The organism is Runella sp. SP2 (assembly GCF_003711225.1).
In the GTDB taxonomy this organism is placed as follows: Bacteria; Bacteroidota; Bacteroidia; order Cytophagales; family Spirosomataceae; genus Runella.
On sequence record NZ_CP031030.1, the window covers coordinates 1,861,158 to 1,880,356 of the forward strand.

18 protein-coding genes and 1 riboswitch are annotated in these 19,199 nt (G+C 43.8%); of the genes, 8 read left to right on the forward strand and 10 right to left on the reverse strand.

The features are described 5' to 3' along the window. The first annotated feature begins 172 nt into the window (after positions 1-172). Complete coding sequence (gene dnaG / locus DTQ70_RS07855) at positions 173-2,263, forward strand: DNA primase (protein ID WP_122930300.1); 2,091 nt, start codon at positions 173-175, stop codon at positions 2,261-2,263. Between the two features lie 141 nt (positions 2,264-2,404). Next, positions 2,405-2,785: a hypothetical protein gene (locus DTQ70_RS07860; protein WP_164489920.1), complete on the forward strand. Its 381-nt coding sequence runs from the start codon at positions 2,405-2,407 to the stop codon at positions 2,783-2,785. Between the two features lie 13 nt (positions 2,786-2,798). On the opposite strand, the gene DTQ70_RS07865 is transcribed toward DTQ70_RS07860, so the two are convergent. The 3 genes from DTQ70_RS07865 to DTQ70_RS07875 all read right to left on the reverse strand — a co-directional run bounded on the left by DTQ70_RS07865 (position 2,799) and on the right by DTQ70_RS07875 (position 5,865). Then, positions 2,799-3,668, reverse strand: a complete 870-nt coding sequence (locus DTQ70_RS07865; RefSeq protein WP_122930302.1) for an RluA family pseudouridine synthase — start codon at positions 3,666-3,668, stop codon at positions 2,799-2,801. 66 nt (positions 3,669-3,734) lie between these two features. After that, on the reverse strand, positions 3,735-4,892 hold the full coding sequence (locus DTQ70_RS07870; protein WP_122930303.1) for a hypothetical protein: 1,158 nt from the start codon (positions 4,890-4,892) through the stop codon (positions 3,735-3,737). A gap of 4 nt (positions 4,893-4,896) precedes the next feature. Continuing rightward, positions 4,897-5,865 carry a DUF2157 domain-containing protein gene (locus DTQ70_RS07875; protein WP_122930304.1) on the reverse strand — a complete coding sequence of 323 codons (969 nt, stop codon included), beginning with the start codon at positions 5,863-5,865 and terminating at the stop codon, positions 4,897-4,899. A gap of 269 nt (positions 5,866-6,134) precedes the next feature. Between DTQ70_RS07875 and carB the strand changes: the two genes are divergently transcribed. Both carB and fdhD read left to right on the forward strand, forming a co-directional pair. Then, positions 6,135-8,963 (forward strand): carbamoyl-phosphate synthase large subunit, encoded by a 2,829-nt coding sequence (gene carB / locus DTQ70_RS07880; protein ID WP_122934308.1) that lies wholly within the window; start codon positions 6,135-6,137, stop codon positions 8,961-8,963. Positions 8,964-9,043: 80 nt separating this feature from the next. Then, the gene (gene fdhD / locus DTQ70_RS07885) at positions 9,044-9,868 is read left to right on the forward strand and encodes a formate dehydrogenase accessory sulfurtransferase FdhD (RefSeq protein ID WP_122930305.1); all 825 of its coding nucleotides are present in this window, start codon (positions 9,044-9,046) and stop codon (positions 9,866-9,868) included. Positions 9,869-9,946: 78 nt separating this feature from the next. Here the strand turns inward: fdhD and DTQ70_RS07890 are convergent, their stop codons facing one another. Beyond that, a complete protein-coding gene (locus DTQ70_RS07890; RefSeq protein ID WP_122930306.1) occupies positions 9,947-10,855 on the reverse strand; it encodes a hypothetical protein in 909 nt (302 codons plus the stop codon). A gap of 136 nt (positions 10,856-10,991) precedes the next feature. Here DTQ70_RS07890 and DTQ70_RS07895 point away from each other — a divergent pair, with 136 nt between their 5' ends. Beyond that, on the forward strand, positions 10,992-12,245 hold the full coding sequence (locus DTQ70_RS07895) for a hypothetical protein (protein ID WP_122930307.1): 1,254 nt from the start codon (positions 10,992-10,994) through the stop codon (positions 12,243-12,245). Between the two features lie 6 nt (positions 12,246-12,251). On the opposite strand, the gene DTQ70_RS07900 is transcribed toward DTQ70_RS07895, so the two are convergent. Continuing rightward, positions 12,252-13,442, reverse strand: a complete 1,191-nt coding sequence (locus DTQ70_RS07900) for an MFS transporter (RefSeq protein WP_122930308.1) — start codon at positions 13,440-13,442, stop codon at positions 12,252-12,254. 200 nt (positions 13,443-13,642) lie between these two features. Between DTQ70_RS07900 and DTQ70_RS07905 the strand changes: the two genes are divergently transcribed. Next, entirely contained in the window at positions 13,643-14,299 is a 657-nt protein-coding gene (locus DTQ70_RS07905; protein ID WP_310588024.1) for an NAD-dependent epimerase/dehydratase family protein, read from the forward strand. A gap of 229 nt (positions 14,300-14,528) precedes the next feature. Next, positions 14,529-14,645, forward strand: coding sequence for a helix-turn-helix domain-containing protein (locus DTQ70_RS31265; protein WP_310588036.1), 117 nt, complete (start codon positions 14,529-14,531; stop codon positions 14,643-14,645). A 4-nt stretch (positions 14,646-14,649) separates the two neighbouring features. Here the strand turns inward: DTQ70_RS31265 and DTQ70_RS07915 are convergent, their stop codons facing one another. The 5 genes from DTQ70_RS07915 to DTQ70_RS07935 all read right to left on the reverse strand — a co-directional run bounded on the left by DTQ70_RS07915 (position 14,650) and on the right by DTQ70_RS07935 (position 18,084). Beyond that, entirely contained in the window at positions 14,650-14,934 is a 285-nt protein-coding gene (locus DTQ70_RS07915) for a Trm112 family protein (protein WP_122930310.1), read from the reverse strand. Then, positions 14,912-15,550: a thiamine phosphate synthase gene (locus DTQ70_RS07920; protein ID WP_122930311.1), complete on the reverse strand. Its 639-nt coding sequence runs from the start codon at positions 15,548-15,550 to the stop codon at positions 14,912-14,914. The genes DTQ70_RS07915 and DTQ70_RS07920 overlap by 23 nt, the downstream gene beginning before the upstream one ends. Beyond that, complete coding sequence (locus tag DTQ70_RS07925; protein ID WP_122930312.1) at positions 15,547-16,602, reverse strand: AIR synthase family protein; 1,056 nt, start codon at positions 16,600-16,602, stop codon at positions 15,547-15,549. Before DTQ70_RS07925 ends, DTQ70_RS07920 begins: the two co-directional genes overlap by 4 nt. After that, positions 16,602-17,327, reverse strand: coding sequence for a class I SAM-dependent methyltransferase (locus tag DTQ70_RS07930; protein ID WP_122930313.1), 726 nt, complete (start codon positions 17,325-17,327; stop codon positions 16,602-16,604). Before DTQ70_RS07930 ends, DTQ70_RS07925 begins: the two co-directional genes overlap by 1 nt. A gap of 106 nt (positions 17,328-17,433) precedes the next feature. Further along, positions 17,434-17,524, reverse strand: a riboswitch (TPP riboswitch). Between the two features lie 59 nt (positions 17,525-17,583). After that, on the reverse strand, positions 17,584-18,084 hold the full coding sequence (locus DTQ70_RS07935) for a DinB family protein (protein ID WP_122930314.1): 501 nt from the start codon (positions 18,082-18,084) through the stop codon (positions 17,584-17,586). A 173-nt stretch (positions 18,085-18,257) separates the two neighbouring features. Between DTQ70_RS07935 and DTQ70_RS07940 the strand changes: the two genes are divergently transcribed. Beyond that, on the forward strand, positions 18,258-19,175 hold the full coding sequence (locus DTQ70_RS07940; protein WP_122930315.1) for a PHB depolymerase family esterase: 918 nt from the start codon (positions 18,258-18,260) through the stop codon (positions 19,173-19,175). The last annotated feature ends 24 nt before the right edge of the window (positions 19,176-19,199 follow it).

Consider the following 19,199-nt stretch of genomic DNA (forward strand, 5'->3'; position numbering starts at 1 on the left):
GAGGAAAAGTAAACCTGCTATTTGTTTTTTGATGGAAGTTGTCATGGCTGTTTTTTTTGTAAAGGTACAGCCACCCAATCGTTGCTTTCAACTCAAATGTGGTGAAGTGAGAAAAATCAACGATAAAGGGGGATTTTTTTATTTTGAAGCGTTTCCATCCTAATTTTGTCCCATGCGAATTTCAAACGATACTGCCGACCGAATCAAACAAACCGCTGACATTGTAGAGGTTATTGGAGATTTTGTGTCACTCAAAAAACGTGGCGCCAATTACATCGCGTGCTGTCCGTTTCATAATGAGAAATCGCCTTCGTTCAACGTTAACCCCGTCCGTCAAATCTACAAGTGTTTTGGCTGTGGTGCGGCGGGCGACTCGGTGAAATTTGTGATGGACATTGAGGGCGTAAGCTACGGCGAAGCCCTCCGACATTTGGCACAGAAATACCACATTGAAGTAGAAGAAGAGCAACAAACGCCTGAGGAGGTATTGCGCCAAAATGAGCGTGATAGCTTGTACATTGTGCTAAATTTTGCCCAAAAACACTACCAAAAGCTGTTAATCGAGCACGAAGAAGGGCAGGCGATTGGGCTAAGTTATTTCAGAAATCGTGGTTTTAACGACCCCACTATCAAATCGTTTGGGTTGGGGTATAGTCTAAACGAATGGGATAATTTGACCAAGGAGGCGGCCAAACGTGGCTATAACCCTGATTTACTGCAAAAAGCGGGTTTGGCCTTGCACAAAGAAGGCAATAACGACCGCTATTACGACCGTTTTCGAGGGCGCGTAATTTTTCCGATTCATAATGTATCGGGGAAAGTAATTGCGTTTGGAGCGCGGATTTTGACCAACGACAAAAATCAGCCCAAGTACATTAACTCTCCCGAAACGGATGTTTACCATAAAAGTAAAGTCCTTTACGGGATTCATCAAGCCAAAAACGCCATTCGGCAAGAGGATGTTTGTTATTTGGTAGAAGGTTACACCGACGTCATTTCACTCCATCAAGCTGGGATTCAGAATGTTGTGGCTTCGTCGGGTACGTCGTTGACCGAAGACCAGATTAAGTTGATTGCCCGCTTTACCCAGAACATTACCATTTTGTACGACGGTGATGCGGCAGGTATCAAAGCGGCTTTGCGGGGCTTGGATATGGTACTGGAGGAAGGTCTTAACGTAAGTTTGGTGACACTTCCTGATGGCGAAGACCCCGATAGTTATGTTTATAGTGTTGGTGCTGAGGGTTTTAAAGCCCACGTCAAGAAGGCGACCAAAGACTTTATAACTTTCAAAACCGAAATGCTTCTTCGTGATGCGGGCGACAATCCGTTTAAACGTGCCGAAGCAATCAACGAAATTGTAGCGAGTATTACTAAAATTCCTGACCCCATCAAACGGCAGATTTTCTTCCGACGTACGGCCGATTTGATGAAAATGGATGAACAAACGCTGATTTCGGAGGGCAACAAATACTTGCGTCAGCAGCAAGAAAAAGCCAAGCCTGCCGAACCACGTCAGAGTCCAAGAAGGCAACAATCATCGCCTTCCCAGCCACCACCGCCGCCCAAATCATCGCCGCCGATGGAGCCCGATGGAATGTTCTTTTCGGATACGTTTATCGAGGAAGAATTTGGGATTTTGGTCGAAGATAACTTTGCTGAGCCTTTACCCAATATCCCCAAGGAAACGCCTAAGCTTGTTACTGAATTACCCAACGATTTATTCAAAACACGGCTGTATTTGCAGGAGCAAGCTTTTGTACGGTTGCTGATTTTGTACGGTCAGGTTGAATTGGAAGCGGGTATTTCACTTTGTCGGTATTTGTTGCACGAAATTGGCGAAATAACCTTTGAAACGCCGTTGTTCAACCTCATTTTAGAGATTTTTAGACAGCGATTTAACTTCGGAGAAGTACCTTCAACTGACTATTTTTTGGGACATCTCGACCCCGATGTGCAGCGATTGACGATTGATTTGTGTACAAATAGCCACCATTTGAGCGAAAATTGGCAAAAGTATGAGATTGTTGTCCCTACCGACGAGGACTTGCTTCATGAAATTGCCTTTAAGAAAATTCTTCGCTTAAAAATGGCGTATTCGGCCGATAAAATGAAGGATTTGATGAATCAATTGGGTAGTCTTTCGGGTGCTACTGACGAAGAGTTTGCCCAAATCATGGACATTCAAAAGCAATATAGGTTTTTCAAAAATATCAACGATTCGGCAGCCAAAGAGCTTGGGACGGTTGTACCTGGGTATTGAGGGGGAGTATCAAAAATATACCCGCAGACCTTCACAGATTTATAAAAGCGCAGATTTGCACGGAACCCCTCTGCGTCATCTGCGTCTTTAAATCTGTGAAGGTCTGCGGGTAAAAAACCATTAAACTGATTGAAACTACCAATGTCTTGTGATGTACTCCTCGCTGAAGATGGCTCTTTGATGTTTAGAAAAGCCCTTATTCGGACATTGCAAGCCCGTCCAGAGGAGCGCGCCATTTTGTTTGAATCCTTCGCCGAACAAATACAAAAAAACGCCGTTTATGAAGACGTTCACAAGTCGTGGACGTATCATTTGCACACGGGCACCGACGGCTCACGTATTTTTCGAGGGGGAATTGGTTTTTCCTTGGTCATTGACCCTCAAGGAAGGCTTTGGCGAGCTGCTACCCACGAAGACTTTGAAACTACCTACACCATTACCCCCACTTCTTGCGAGATTGACACCATGAGACCCCTTTACGCCACCATGCGGGAGTATGTTTTAGGCTACTACGAAAGCTAAAAAACACCGCGCCTTATTTTCCAAACACTCCCAAAAACTTGGCGGGTATTTTGCTTTCGTAGCGAAGGTAGTTGTTCGTTACAGGGTGGGTAAGTCCAAGAACCCAAGCGTGCAGCCCAAGTCGATGAAGTGGATTTTGAGAAGAACCGTATTTTTTATCTCCTACGACCGAATGCCCAAGGTCTTGCATGTGGACCCGAATTTGATTTTTGCGACCTGTCTCCAATTCTACCTTTAAAAGCGAAAAATGGGCATTGGATTGCAGCGTTTCGTAGTGGGTAACCGCTAGTTGACCTCGTTCTGGGTTGTTGGAAGAATAAACAATCGTGGCTTTGCTTTCCTGCAAATACGAACGAATCGTGCCCTGTGGAGGGTTGGGTTTGCCTTCTACCAAAGCAATGTAAGTTCGCTCTTTGGTATCTGGCCCCCATGTCGATTGAAGTTTATTTTTTATGTCTTCACTTTTGGCAAAAACCATTACTCCCGACGTGTCGCGGTCGAGGCGATGAACGATGAAGATTTTATTCTTAGGGTCTTGCGTTTTTACGTGTTCGCTCAACATTCGGTAAGCTGTAGGCTCGTCCCCTCTGTCAGTGGCAATAGAGAGCAAACCAGCCTCTTTTTCAACGATAATCAAATACGCATCTTCAAATAAAATCCGAATGCCCTTCGTGGGGCGCTGTGCGGGTTTTACCGATTTTTTAGGATTTATCTCAACCGTTTGGCCTGCTGATAAACGATGATTAAATTGGGTAACGCTTCGACCGTCCACGTGGATTTGACCATCACGAAGTAAACTTTTGATGTTGGTACGACTGTGATGGGTTAATTTTGACAGTAAAAATACCATCAGTTCAGTCTCTTCGGTCACTTGTAGCTTCATCGTAGCGTTGGAATAATTGAATGATTTGCCCCAAAGGTACGCAAATAGCTAGAATCAGTGCGCTGATTAATACTGCTCACCCGCGCCGCCACCGCCAAAATCTCCTCCTCCCATTTTTACTTCTTGGGAAGCTGTTGATTGGGTTGTTTTGGTTAAATGCGAAAGAACGACAGTTTGGAGGAGGTTGTTTTTGCTACTTTCAGGGGTGATGCTAAAACCAAATTTTGGGGTTTTTAAATAGCGTAAAAGAGCATAAGCGAGGCTTGCCAGAATCAGCCCGCCTAGCAAAAGACCCCATTCGAGTGGGAGTAAAGAATGATAGTGACGGTAAGTGACGATGGAATAAAGGGCGGAAATAAGGGCTACGACGATGATGGAACGGTCACGTAATCGAATCCCCAGCCCTAGTTGCAGGAGTGGAATGAGAAAGGTGAGTGTCCAAAAAAGCCACGAAAATTGGATTTCGGGCGCAGGCATTGGCAAATCGTTTAGAGAGGCATTGGCGTATCGGACAACCATATAATTAACGCTTAAATAGGCACAAAGCAAAGCCACAGGGAGCGTCCATTCGAGGGCGGTTTGCCAGTAAAAAGCGGCTCGACGTTTTGAGAAGCGGTGTAATAAAAAAAACAAGGCGATGGAAATCCCCGACAGTATAAATGGTAAAAATGCTTTCCCGAGTGGGTGTTTAATCAACAACGACGAGAAGATAAATAAGAAGTCGAAAAATAAACCTAATGCTACCAACGGTTCGCCAAAACTATAGACAGCCATGAGCAAAAAGGGTAAATAAAGCAACCCAAACTGCCAAGGCTCTTTAAAATTGTTGATTTCAGAAACCTTCATAAAAACAGGCCCTAATGACCCAAGAATGCAGTACAAAAGCGCGTTGTCGATGCCTGAAAAGTAAAGTTTGCGCTGACGAATGATGTGAACTAATCCAAAAAGTGTTCCGCCGCCGTACAACAAAGCCCCGATGGGTAATCCCCAATTAGCATCGCCCATGAGAATAAGCGTGAAAAACGAACCTCCAAAACCAAATCCAATGATGCCAAAAATAAATAAAAGCGCTTTGATGAATATGTTGGGAGAATAGGGGAGGTTAGCGTGAAGTTTTTGAACTGCTTCTGCCTGTGCTGTTGTCAAAGTACCTTCTTTTTGGAGTTTTTTTGCCAAACCAAGGGCGTAGCAGTTTATTAGCCAAGATTCCTGATATACCTTCATTGGGTCAGTTGGTTAACCATTTTTTATAGTTTAAAATAAACATTACAACGCCACCCGCGCTGGCAAGGAAGTAAAAACCAGTAAAGACCATCCAAGAACCAGCGTCGCCGATTTTGCTGAAGAGCAAATAGGTAAAAGCGATGTAACCGTACAAAATGGCCATTAGTAAAAAGATGAACGATTGCTTTTGCCGAGCGTACCACACAAAAAAGGTGCAACAACCCGCTATTAATAAGGCATACAAAAACCAGTAGCCAGAGGTGAAAAGTCCTGCTAAAGCACCAATGAAAAATAAGTTGCCCGTGAGGATTAAATAGGTGTCGGTGAAATGAGTTTTGATGCCACGATGCGCAAGTCCAAAACTGACGCCACCCACTACCAACGCAAAACCAACGGCGGTATTGATGATTTGGGAACTTCCAAAATCATTTCCCGTCAATACTTCCAAGGGAGCGATACTCAACCCTACCCAAGATGCCAAGGCTGTGAGCCCCATCGACAATACCCCGCGGTGGTCGAAACGGTAAGCACAAAAGATAAACACAACCGCTGGCAGAAAAGCTGCTAATCCATAACGCGTGCCAAAAAGCGAATAACGCCATTGGGCGTAGCCCTCAAGCGAAAGAAATAATAGGGCGCCGAGTAACAACACAAAATCAACAAACTTACCTTCGGAGTTGACTTCTGAAATTGAAAATGGGGAACTGTGTCGATAGGTATAGAAAAAGCATCCCAATGTTAGCAGTGCCAATACCACAATGAGGGCATCGTGTCCAATGGTGTCGATGTGTAAATATACGAGCATCCCCGCGCCTGAGGTAAACAACACAAGGCCAATGTAAAGCAGGTTTCGGAGGAGTGAGTACAACGAAACTGGGCGCGTGTTTTCTGCTTGCTTGATGGTTTCAGCACTGGCAGGTGAAACAATTTCGTGGGTTTGCCACTGAGTTAAAATTTCAGATAAAGGGTTCATATCCCAAAGATGAGCGTAATTTTTGGAATTATAAAATCGACTTATTTTTCGTGGATTTTAAATTTATCTGCGTTGAAAAAAAGAAAAATAGGAGATTAATTAGTTGGTTATCAGTGGAATAGAAAGAGTAATCCCTGGGCTGAAAACCATAAACCGAAACCCGAAAAGATATTTTTTTACTTTTTAATGTCCGACTAAACGATTCATGTCCTAATTTTGCACAATTTTTGAGCTGGCGGTACAGCCGAATAACCCCACAAAACAAAAAAATGCCTAAAAATCCCAACATCAACTCAGTCCTCATCATTGGTTCAGGCCCCATTATCATTGGTCAAGCTTGCGAATTTGACTATTCTGGTTCACAAGCGGCGCGTTCTCTTCGTGAAGAAGGAATTGAGGTCATTCTGATTAACTCGAATCCAGCGACAATCATGACAGACCCCATCAACGCTGATCACGTTTATCTGAAGCCACTAGAGAAAAAGTACATTGTTGAAATTTTAGAGAAACATAAAATCGACGCCGTTTTGCCAACTATGGGTGGTCAGACGGCGTTAAATTTAGCTATTGATTGCGACAAAGCGGGTATCTGGAAAAAGTACGGTGTACAAATCATCGGGGTGGACATCAAGGCCATCGAGACAACCGAAGACCGTGAAAAATTCCGCCTCAAAATGATTGAGTTAGGAGCTGGCGTTTGTAAAGGCCGCACGGCGAAGTCGTTTTTAGAAGGAAAAGAAATCGCCCAAGAAATTGGCTTCCCACTCGTTATTCGTCCTTCATTTACCCTTGGTGGAACAGGAGGTGGTTTTGTAAACGATGCCAAAGACTTTGACAAAGCACTTCAACACGGCTTGTTGGCGTCGCCAGTACATGAGGTGTTGATTGAGCAAAGCGTAATGGGCTGGAAAGAGTACGAATTGGAGCTTTTGCGCGACGGTCTCGGAAACCTTATCATCGTTTGTTCGATTGAGAACTTCGACCCGATGGGTATCCACACGGGCGATAGCGTGACAGTTGCCCCTGCGATGACGCTACCTGATACTCTTTACCAACGTATGCGTGACTTGGCGATTTTGACCATGAACGGTATCGGTAAGTTTGCAGGAGGCTGTAACATTCAGTTCTCGGTAAACCCTGAAACGGACGAAATCATCGTGATTGAAATCAACCCACGGGTTTCGCGTTCGTCGGCTTTGGCATCGAAAGCGACGGGCTATCCAATTGCGAAAATTTCGGCAAAAATGTCGATTGGTTACAACCTCGACGAGCTTATCAACCCAATCACAGGAAGCACATCGGCGTTCTTTGAGCCTACGATTGACTATGTTATCGTAAAAGTACCACGTTGGAACTTCGACAAATTCCCAGGAGCTGACCGCTCATTGGGCTTGCAGATGAAGTCGGTGGGTGAAGCAATGGGGATTGGACGTAACTTCCAAGAAGCCCTTCAAAAAGCGTGTCAGTCGCTCGAAATTCGTCGTAACGGTTTGGGAGCAGATGGCAAAGAAGTGACTGATGTAGAGGTAATTAAAGATAGCCTTGCGCATCCAAGTTGGAACCGCCTGTTCCATATTTACGATGCTTTCAAATTGGGACTTTCGTTCAAAACTATCCAAAATTTGACGAAAATAGATCCTTGGTTCTTACACCAAATTGAAGAACTCGTTGAATTAGAAAAAGAAATTCAGAAATACGACCTCGAAGATATTCCAGCGAGCTTGGTGTTGACGGCCAAACAAAAAGGGTATGCCGATCGCCAAATTGCGCATTTGTTGGGAGTAAAAGAAAGTCGCATTTATAAATTCCGTCAGGAACACAACATCAAGCGCGTGTTCAAGTGCGTTGATACCTGCGCGGCAGAGTTTGAAGCTAAAACGCCTTATTATTACTCAACATTTAGCGTTTCGCAAGACGAACCTGAGAACGAATCGGTGGTTTCAAATCGCAAAAAAGTAGTAGTGTTAGGTTCTGGCCCTAACCGCATCGGACAGGGTATTGAGTTTGACTACTCTTGTGTTCACGGGGTGTTGGCGGCTAAAGAGGCTGGCTACGAAACAGTGATGATTAACTGTAACCCTGAGACGGTTTCTACCGACCCTGATATTGCGGATAAACTTTACTTCGAGCCTGTTTTCTGGGAACACGTTCACGCCATTATCCAGCACGAAAAGCCAGAGGGAGTTATTGTGCAGTTGGGTGGACAAACGGCCTTGAAAATTGCGGAAAAACTACACCAATACGGCATCAAAATCATCGGAAGTAGTTTCGATACCCTCGATTTAGCCGAAGACCGTGGCCGTTTCTCGTCGTTGTTACGCGATTTGGGCATTCCATATCCTAAGTTTGATACTGTTCGTACTTCAGATGCAGCCGTTGAAATCGGTAAAAACCTCGGCTTCCCATTGTTGGTTCGTCCAAGTTACGTTTTGGGTGGACAAAGCATGAAGATTGTCTTGAACGAACAAGAATTGGAACAACACGTTGTGAAAATCTTGAACGATATTCCAGATAATAACATCTTGCTTGACCACTACCTCGAAAACGCCATCGAAGCTGAATCAGATGCCATTTGTGACGGTGAAGATGCGTACATTATTGGGGTGATGGAACACATCGAACCTGCTGGTATCCACTCAGGTGACTCGCACGCTACCTTGCCTCCGTTCCATTTGACGGAAGACGAAATTCGTCAGATTGAGGAGATTACGTTGAAAGTAGCCAAAGCCATGAAAGTCAAAGGCTTGATTAACATGCAGTTTGCCGTAAAAAATGGCGTGGTGTATGTCATCGAAGCCAACCCACGTGCTTCGCGTACGGTACCGTTTATTTGCAAAGCATACCAGGAACCTTACGTAAACTACGCAACCAAGTTTATGTTGGGCGACAAAAAAGTGTCTGATATTCAGTTCAATCCTGTGAAAAAGGGATGGGCGATTAAGATTCCTGTGTTCTCGTTCAACAAATTCCCGAACGTAAACAAGGAACTCGGACCAGAAATGAAATCAACGGGAGAGGGTATTTACTTCATTGATAGCCTTGAAGATGATTTCTTCCAAAAAGTATATGGCGAACGTAACCTTTACTTGAGCCGCTAGTTTTAAGTTGATACAATACATAAAAAGCCTCTGCGAAAGTAGGGGCTTTTTTTAAGCTAAAAGATGAATACCTTGGCTGTATGAACACAAAAAAAGTCCCTATTCTAAAAGTTATTACCTCAACTTCAAAATCAGAAGCAGTCAATGACCTAGTGGTTGTTGAAGAACCTCTTGAAATTCGGATAGAATATTGGGATGTGGTTCATGGCTGGGTCGAAAAACCTATTTCAATAACGATGCGTACGCCAGGCGAAGACGAGGCGCTTGCTGGAGGTTTTTTGTTTACGGAGGGGCTTTTGAAAAACGATGACATTGATTCGGTAACGGCGCATTTGGACAACACCGTAACGGTCAAATTAAAGCCACACATTCGCCCTGATTTACAGAAACTTCAGCGTAATTTTTATGCAACTTCAAGCTGCGGTGTTTGCGGGAAATCTTCTTTGGATGCGTTGGGTTATTCGTATGAAAGTACTGCCTTTGGTAACGTGAAAATGAAAGCGAGTGTCGTGGTGTCGCTGCCTGAAAAACTCAGCACTTTCCAACGGATTTTTGACCAAACGGGCGGGATTCATGCGGCAGGCGTGTTTGATGAATTTGGAAATATGCAACTGTACGCCGAGGATGTAGGCCGCCATAATGCCGTGGACAAAATCGCAGGTAAGGCACGACTGACTACGGCTCAAACGTTTCAGAATCATGCGCTTGTACTAAGCGGGCGGGCTTGTTTTGAATTGCTACACAAAGCGCTGGCGTTGTCTATACCCATCATTGTAGCGGTGGGCGCGCCTTCTAGCCTTGCCATAGAGACCGCCGAACAATACGGGCAAACTCTCATTGGATTTACTCGCGATGGACGTTTTAATGTGTATTCAGGGGCGAGTCGGATTTTGGTTAATGAGTAGTTTTTTTGCCCGCAGAAATCGCTACTCTAAATCTGTGACATCTGCGGGCAAAATTTTAAAATGCAAATTTAGAAAAAGCTAGACTCCTGCTTTTTTCTTCAATCGTTCAAGAAGCCCGTCAAATCTAACCCAATAAAAGTTGCAGTCTTTATCCGAAGTTCCTTTTGTATAAATCAAAAATCTTCCGTCAGGAGTTACGTATTGGCCAAAACGATGGGCTGCACCTTTATTGATTGCATCACCAAGGCTCAACGGTTCTGACCAAGTTTTATCTGTTTTTCGAAAACTTATCCATAGTTCGCACTCATAAGTTGGGGTTTCTTTGGCCGATATAATCAGGTAACTTTCATCAGGAGCAATGTAAAAATCTCCGTCGAACCCAGAAGTATTTAATGGTTTTCCAAGGCTGCTTATTGTGGTATCTGTCTCGCTGACAACCATCTTGCAAAAATCGTAGGTACTGTAGTCTTTTTTACTACCCTGATGCGCATTGCTAGCGACATAAAAAATATTGGTGTTGTTGGTAGGATACCAATTGTACAATCCATAGTTTTTTTCGTGAATTACTTTTGGTGTTGTCCATTGTCCATTAACCCTATTACTAAGACGCACTTTACTACCTTCACCGCCAAAGTACATTTTAGAATCGTCGGGTGAAATCGTTGGATTTACAACCTGCTCAAACAGCACCGTAGGCGTTTGCCATTTTCCATTTTTATAAACTTTTTGGAGAGTTTTACTCCCTTCAGAAGCGTACCACCCCTTGGCTTGGGTGTAATAAAACGCTTTCCCATCTGCCGAAAAGGAGACTGTACCTAATACAATTCCCGAATCAATCAGCATTTTAGGAGCAAAAATTTCAGGTGTGTCTCCAGGGAGTTTTTGACCAAAATAGGCATCTTTTGATTCCCAAAAACTCTTTTTGTTGTCTTGCAAACAAGCGCTAAATAAGCCTGTTAAGAGGATACTTGTTAATAAATTTCGCATAAATTGAAGTTATTTTTGTGCAATGTTCCCAAAAAATACCCTCAGCAAGAAATCAGGGCTTATTCAAAAAAAATCAAAATTGTTCAAGGCTCTTATGCGGTTTTCAACAACTGATAAATAGTTATTTTTGTGCCAAATGAATCACCAACCGAACAACCAAATAAATCATATCAGCCTTTGTAAGCAGTTGATTGAAGCTAAATTGCAATGGGGTGATGGAGAAAACTGGCAAAACCAGGATTTTGAGAATCTGAGTCAACAGATATTTGATGAAACCAAGTTATTGGTAAGTAGCAGCACATTAAAACGGATTTGGGGAAAGGTAAAATATGAAAACCAACCCAAACTAAATACCCTGAATGCACTTGCCGCTTTTTTGGGTTATGTAAGTTGGCGTGAATTTGAAAACCAAAACGCTGCTATCACTCCAGCCCAAAACCCAGAAAAACCTGCTGACAGAAACACGCATGAATCTCAGATTTCCAAAAATCATATATTACTTTTTGGTTTGTTGACCACTTTCATTGGCATGGTCTTCGTGGGTTGGTCTTATTTTTCTCCCCCCAAAACCATCCAGTTTAACCATGTTGTTTTTAAAAGCAAATCAGTAGTTAAAGGTGTGCCCACTACCATAATTTTTGACTACGATGTGGTTGACAGCAACGCCGATTCCGTATTTATCCAACAAAGTTGGGACATCAATCAACGAGCCAAAGTTGAGAAGTCGGGGCATACTTATACCTGTACATATTATGAACCGGGTTATCATAAAGCTAAGCTGATTTTAAATGACTCGGTAGTAGCACAGCATGATTTGCTGATAGAAACCCCCAACTGGCTGGCAACCATCGACAAGTTCCCTATCCCGATTTATGTAGAAAATATAGGTAATACGTTACCATTGAGCATAACCGAAAAACAATTGAAAATCCACCGTATTTCTTTTCAAAAAGAAGTTCCTTGGGTTTCATTTTATAAAATCTCAAAAAACATGTGCGTACCAAGTCAAACCTTTGAGATGAAAACAACCCTCAGAAATACCAGTACAGAAAGCAATGGAGTGTGTCGAATCAGCACAATCACGCTTTTGTGTCAAAACGGAATTATCCATATCCCATTAAGCATTCGGGGATGTGTGGGTGAATTAAATTTAGTCGTTGGGAGTAAAAAAATTAACGGAAAAACAACAGATTTATCGGCTTTTGGGGTAAACTTTGATAAACATGTCCAAGTAGATTGTCGGGTAAAAAACCAACTTCTTTCAATTTTTTTAGACCAACACTTGATTTATCAAACTCCATTTAAAGAAAATCTGGGCAATATTGTAGGCAGTCGAATAAGTTTTAAAGGGACGGGTGAACTCAAAGATTTTGAGTTAAAGAAACTGTAGTGTGTACTATTTTTTAGTGGTATCCCCAAAAACCAAAAGCACCGAAACCAAACTCGCCAACACGGCTCCTATCGCTAACGGCAACACTCCATCGGTCAACTGACTACTAATGACTGCCCCAATCCCCGAACCAATAAAAAAGAAAATAGTGCCGTCAACTGCCGCTGCCAAACCTGCATTTTCACCCATAAACTCCAGCGCTAACGCCCCACTATTAGGGTCGCCAGCGGTAGTGAACGCCATCAATAGCGCTATCATCACAAAGAAAAAGACCATCGGTGGAGGATTTCCCAACAACAGCACACCCCCAAGCAACACCGATGCTGTCGCTAAATAAAGCAGCAGAATCACCCTAAGCGTCTTTTTTGCTCCATACCTCTTGGTAAAATAGGAGTTGGTCAACGATAAAATGGCCATTAACAAACCAATAGCACCAAAAATAATGGGGAACAAATCGGGGCGTTGGTAAATATCCCCAATGATTCTTTCTGAACTAGACACATAACTGCTTAACACAGAAAAGATTAAAGTAGCGATGGTGACATACCGAAGAAAATGTGCATCAGTAGCAATTGATTTGAGTTTCGGTAACAACTCGCCAATTTTCATGTCATTTCTGGCTTCGACGGGCAAAGATTCGTCCATCCGAAACGACCAAATAAATACCAAAACCGCAAAAACGGGAGGAATTAAAAACACCCATTGCCACGAATAATAATTTAAAATCACCGCTCCAAGGGAAGGGGCTATAACGGGGGTAAACAAAAATAAAGTAAGCACAAGTGACATCACTCTAGCCATTTCGTCGCCCGCATAACGGTCGCGAACAGAAGCGATTGAAGTCATAAATACCGCCGCAGCTCCCATGCCTGAAATAAACCGAAAGAAAAACATCCAAGCCAAACTGGGCGCATAGACCGTGGCGAATCCGCTCAAAATGTAGAGGATAATTCCAAAACGCAAAATAGGCAATCTCCCCATTTTGTCGGTGAGGTAGCCAAAGACAATTTGCATGATTTGTCCCATAAAGAAAAACGTCACTAACCTGTCGGTTTGGGCAACGTCGTTCCCGACGGCAAAATGGCGTCGAACATCTGCAAAAGCGGGCAACATAATATCTATACCCAAAGCTGTCAAAACCATTGAGCAAGACGTAAAAACAATGATTTCTTTCGAAACCGTTTTAGGGTTTGTCATTTCAAATAAAACATTTTGGCAAAAGTAAGAGAAGAATTAGACTTCAGAGGGGGGTAAATCCGACATTTTAGATAGGTAATTTTGCATTAGCATCTCAATAAAAACACTATGTTGGTGTTTCGGCCCCTGCAAGAAAAGAAGAAGCTCTTTTGGCAACAGCTCAAAGTTTAATAAATTCGGGACATCTAAACTAAATAAGAATGAAAGTTATCATCACAGGTTCCACGGGTATGGTTGGAGAAGGAGTCATGTTGGTTTGCCTCGAACAGCCCCAAATTACCGACGTACTTGTTATAAATCGTAAGCCCATTGTTCATAAACACCCTAAATTGAAAGAGTTGATAGTCAAAGACTTTTCGACCATAGGAGACTTCAAAGCAAGCCTAACCGACTACGATGCTTGTTTTTTTTGTGCAGGAGTTAGTTCTATTGGACATACCGAAGAGTCGTTTACGAAAGCTACTTTCGATTTTGTAATTCCCTTCGCAAAAACGTTGTCAAGTATCAATCCCAATATGACATTTACTTATGTTTCAGGCAGTGGAACTGATAGTACAGAACAAGGAAAAGTAATGTGGGCACGAGTAAAAGGACGTACCGAAAACACGTTGTTAACGTTGCCGTTTAAGCAAGTGTATAATTTTCGTCCAGGATTTATGAAGCCAGTCAAGGGACAACAAAACCTCCTCTCATTTTATCGGTATTTAGGATTTCTAACCCCATTGTTTATGGCCGTTTTTTCAAAATGGTCGTGTACGTTGAATGAGGTACCAATAGCCATGATTCATTGTGTTTCAAGAGGTTATTCTTCTTCAACGTTAGAGGTCTCTGACATCAAATTGCAGGCAAAACCATGAAGATCGACGGGAAGTATTATCTACTACGAAGGTAAAAAGGAGTTGAAGCTAAAACCTAGCGAATGCGGAGTAGTTCGTCGAAATCACCTTCTGAAATACAACAAAATGTACGATGACGACCACGGTTTCAAAAAAGTGGTTTATCAAGTTTTAAACGCGACTTCGAAAAAATTTTCCAACAATCGCCAAGTCACTAGTTCAGCAACGCTTACAAGAAGCTCGATTCTTAATTGAAAAGAGCAACAAAAAGCCCAGTGAAATTTACCTCGACCTGGGCTTTGAAGATTTATCTCATTTTTCGTTTGCCTTTGAGAAACAATTTGGGGTAGCGCCTAGTCGCTTTTAAAACGTTACAATGAAAGCGAATCCTTGAGTTGCAGTCTTGCTTTTTCTTTGGCTTCGAAGCTCAATTGACTTTCCCATTTTACAAAAAAAGGTTGTTCTAATTGTGCTTCGCGATAATTGTCAGGAATCATGATAGGAACCCCGTGGATAATGGGATACAGTCGGTTACAAGTTGGGCAAGTCAGTAATCCTTCGTGAATAAGGTCTGGTTCTTTTTCAGTAAAAACTTGTAAATGAAGGTCGCTTTTATCAAAAGGGCAACACAGTTTATTTAAAAAACTCTTGTTCATACGTGGATTGATTTAAACGTTGGGAATAGATTAAAACAGCTTCGGCAGGGTTAGACGTCCCCATAATGGCCGAAACCAAGGCGATTCCATCGAAGGGCAAAGATTGCAAGCTCGGCAAGGTTAACTCATTGATTCCCCCTGCCAAAAATACCTTTCCTTGGTAAAATTGACGGGTATTTTGGATGGTTTCGGGAGTGACTAGCTCGCAACTTGTACTTGTTTTGGACGGAAAAACGGAGCAATAAGAAATATAATCAAGAGAATGTCGTTGAGCCCATTGTAATTCTTCAACGCGGTTCGAACAGGTCATTCCCCACAGTAAATCGGGGCGCTGTTTTTTTAAGGCTGGTAGTTTTTCGTTGGGTTTATCAAGGTGAATTCCCTCGAAACACCTCCATTTTAGATACGCCAATCCTTCATTCAAAAACAAAGGCACATGAGCTGCTCGGGTCAATTCGTGCACTTGCTGAATCACAGACAAGGGGTTAGCTATACCCCGCCAATGGTTCCAAAGCTGTACAGCAAACAGGCCTCCTCGCAGCGCTTGCTCAATTTTTTGGAGCAAAAGCGGTGTTTCGAGGCTTGGGTCGGCGATTAGATAGATGCTTTTTTTCATTTCCAGCCTTTTTTAAATGCCCCAAAAAAAGCTGCCCAATACGGGTCTGTTTCAAAATAAGGCAAAGGTTTTCTTTGGCCGTCCTCGATGATAACATGCCCATCAGACGATTCCACAAATTTCCCGATGACGGTTGCGGGTAGCCCCTGTTCTGCCAAAGTATGAACTAACGTCTGCTCATGCGCAGGGTTTACCGAGAGAATCATCGACCCTGCACCAATACAATAGCGTGGGTCAAGCCCAAACAGGTCGCAAACGCCTTTTTCTACAGCAGTTCGAGGAATTTTTTCATCGTCCACCTCCACCCCAAGCCCACTCGCTACCGACATTTCAAACACTGCTCCCAGCACTCCTCCCTCGGTGACGTCGTGCATGGCGTTGACAACTCGCTGTTTTTCATTGAGTTGTCGAACTATTTCCGCTTCTTTCAGAACCGAGGTTTGGTAAAACAATTCGCTGGCTTCCAGGGCTATTTCTGTGCCCAATCGATGTTTAACCGTTTCGGGGAAAGACAAGGCTAAAATCGCCACCGACGACATCGCGCACTGTTTGGTCATCACAATCAAATCTCCTACTTGCGCGTTGTTGGAGGCCAATATTTTATCTTTAGGAGCAATCGTTATCATCGTTCCACCGCCCGAAATGGTCGAGTTTTGTCCTTCAATACTCCCCGTATGGCCTCCCGTAATGGCCACGCCAATTTGCTGGCAAAAGTGGTCGATGTGCTGCCAATATTCTTGAAACTGAGCGTCGGTAATGCTGGTAGGGAGGTTCAACACTGTTTGCAAGTACTGGGGCGAAAAACTCGTCGTGGCAATGTCATTGGCCATCAAATGCACCGACAACCACGCCGATTCTTGTAGTCCCAAGGTCGGGATAAGGCTGAGGGGGTCGCTCGTAAGCGCTATTGCTCGGCCGTCTAGCAAATCAATCAATGCCACGTCCACCCCAAAATTTGGCCCCACGAGCACTTCTTTTCTCCGAAAACCACTGTTGGGTAAAATGACTTGTTTGAAATATTCTTCGTTGATTTTGCCCGCGTTTTCCATCATTATACATCATTGAATTTGACAAATAAACCGAAGAAATCACCGTACGGAACGTGCCATTCTTGCACAGGAAACCACTCAGGAAGCCCCGTAGCTTGCCATTCGATGCTGTAGCTTCTGCCTTCAAGGGCCTCGTGGATTTTTTTGGTAAGCAGGGTAGGGGTGTAAAACGTTGCTGTAACGTAAAAGGGATTTTTGCCAAAAGCTTCTTGCACCCGTCGGCGGACAACTTTGGGCGAATTGCGGTTCATCATGCCAAACGCAATCCCGTATTTGGCCACGCGCGCCGCTTCACGGATTACCTGCACGGGGTCGCGGTAGTATTCAAAAGTCGTGATAAATGCGAGGCAATCGAAGGTGTGGTTTTTGAAGGGCATAAAATGGGAGTCGGCCCACACCAAATTTCCCCCAAAAAGGTGTACAGCTTGCCCGAGCATAAAGGGCGAAATGTCACCCCCTGCGGCTTCAATACCAATTTCTTTCCACCAACGGGTAAAACGCCCCGTTCCGCAGCCAAATTCGAGCAAGGTTTTGATGCGTGGGTCGGAGGTGACAAACCGCCCCATTATTTTCTTTTGCCAAACTTCGGCACGCTTGTAGCGACCTTCGTACCAAAGTTCGTAGGTGTCGGTGTGTTCGCGGTTAAAAAACCATTCTTTGCGGCCTTGCCAGTTGCGCAGCGGAGGATTGACAAGACTTTTTTCGCTCAATTGAAGTTCTTCATTCATACGAGTTGGATTAAAAAATAAAACCTCATTTCTGCACCGAATGCTCGAAATGAGGTTTCAAAACAAGTATGAATAAACCCCGCTTATTGTGGGTTACTTCTCCTACGTCTTTTGTCTCCTGCATTCCTACGCTGGTACTAACCAGTTCAGGTTCTCGGGTATCATCTCAGCTTTTTACAGCACCCCGTGCATGAAATATGAACACAAAAGTAGGGAGGAATTTGAAAGATTCAACAGTTTGGCAAAAATAGTTGAACTACGCGCCCATCTCGTCGGCACTTGGGCCATAGACGCCTGGAATCGGAATATTAAGCAAACGAAGATAGACGCCCAACTGCGCACGGTGGTGAATCATTTGGCCAAAAGTATGACGAATGGTTTCGTACTTACTGATGTCCATATATACCACATCGCCATTTTTTAACTGCCAACGCTCTTCAAGCATGGCATCTTCATTTTGGGCAAAATGAGCTTTTGCTTCTGCCAAGTTTTTATCAAAATAGGCAACGAGTTCTTCACCGCCATTGCAATGATGTGGGTTGTAGGGGTTTTTGGCAAAATCCAATTCGTCTGTAGTGAAAGCCAATGTTATCCACGTTGGTAAATCCGCTACGTGTTCTCCCAATTCCTTCAAGGGCATACTCTTAGCGTGTGGTTTCCAGTCGCCTTTGTCGGCAGGAACAAGTGCCAACATTTTGCGAGTACCGATACTTTCATCTTCTAATTCGGCCAGCAATAAATTAAGTAATGTTTTCATGGTTGTTGTGTTTTTTTGGTAAACTTTCTTTTTGTTTTTTGAACAACACAAAGGTCGGGACAGCGTATGACAGCCCTATGTCAGTAGCTTTTTTAGGGGCACAGTTTAAACTTTCAGCTTGTCTTCACATCTAACCCGCAACACCTTCACCATTAAACAGTCTTTCAACTTCCATGAAAACTTTATCTATTATTTTGGGGATTTCTCTCGTTTTTGCCCTTAGTTGCCAGCCCACACAGCCCGCTGAGCCTACCCTTCGTCGCACCGAAGGGACATTGACCGTAGATGGCCGAAACCGCTTTTATTTAATTAATCTTCCTCCCAATTACGACCAATCCAACGACGTTCCGTTAGTCATTGCACTTCACGGGGGAGGTGGAAAAGGCTCGCAGATGGAAAGTGATTATTTATTGACGGAAAAAGCCAACGCCGCTCAATTTGCCATTGTCTATCCTGATGGCGTACAGAGTGACGGGATTTTGGGTGCTCGTACGTGGAATGCTGGCACGTGCTGCGACTACGCCGTAGAGCAAAACATCGACGACGTTAAATTCATCCGCGTTTTGATTGATGAATTGATAAAAAAATATCCCAACATCAACCCCAAAAAAGTCTATGCAACAGGTATGTCCAACGGTGCCATGATGTGTTACCGCCTTGCTTGTGAGCTTTCCACCAAAATTGCTGCCATTGCTCCCGTGGCAGGGACGTATGCAGTGACGACTGCTTGCCAACCTACCCGCCCCGTTCCGATTTTGCACATTCATTCCAAGCTAGACGCCAAAGTCCCCTACGAAGGTGGCACGGGAATTTTTGGGTATTACTTCCCGCCCGTCGCCGACGGTCTTGCGACTTGGGTAAAAAATGACGGTTGCGCTTCAACTAGCAAAACGGTCAGCATTTTTCCCAACTATACGCTCACTAAATGGAATAATTGTACCAATAGCACCATTGAGTTTTATTTTACCAACGACGGGGGACATTCCTGGCCTGGGGGTGTCAAAAGTCGCGTCGCCGCCGATGACCCTTCCACCGCCATCAACGCCAATGATGTCATTTGGGAATTCTTTCAACGTTACCAATTGCCGTGAGGGCAAGGAGCAAAAGGCAAGGGG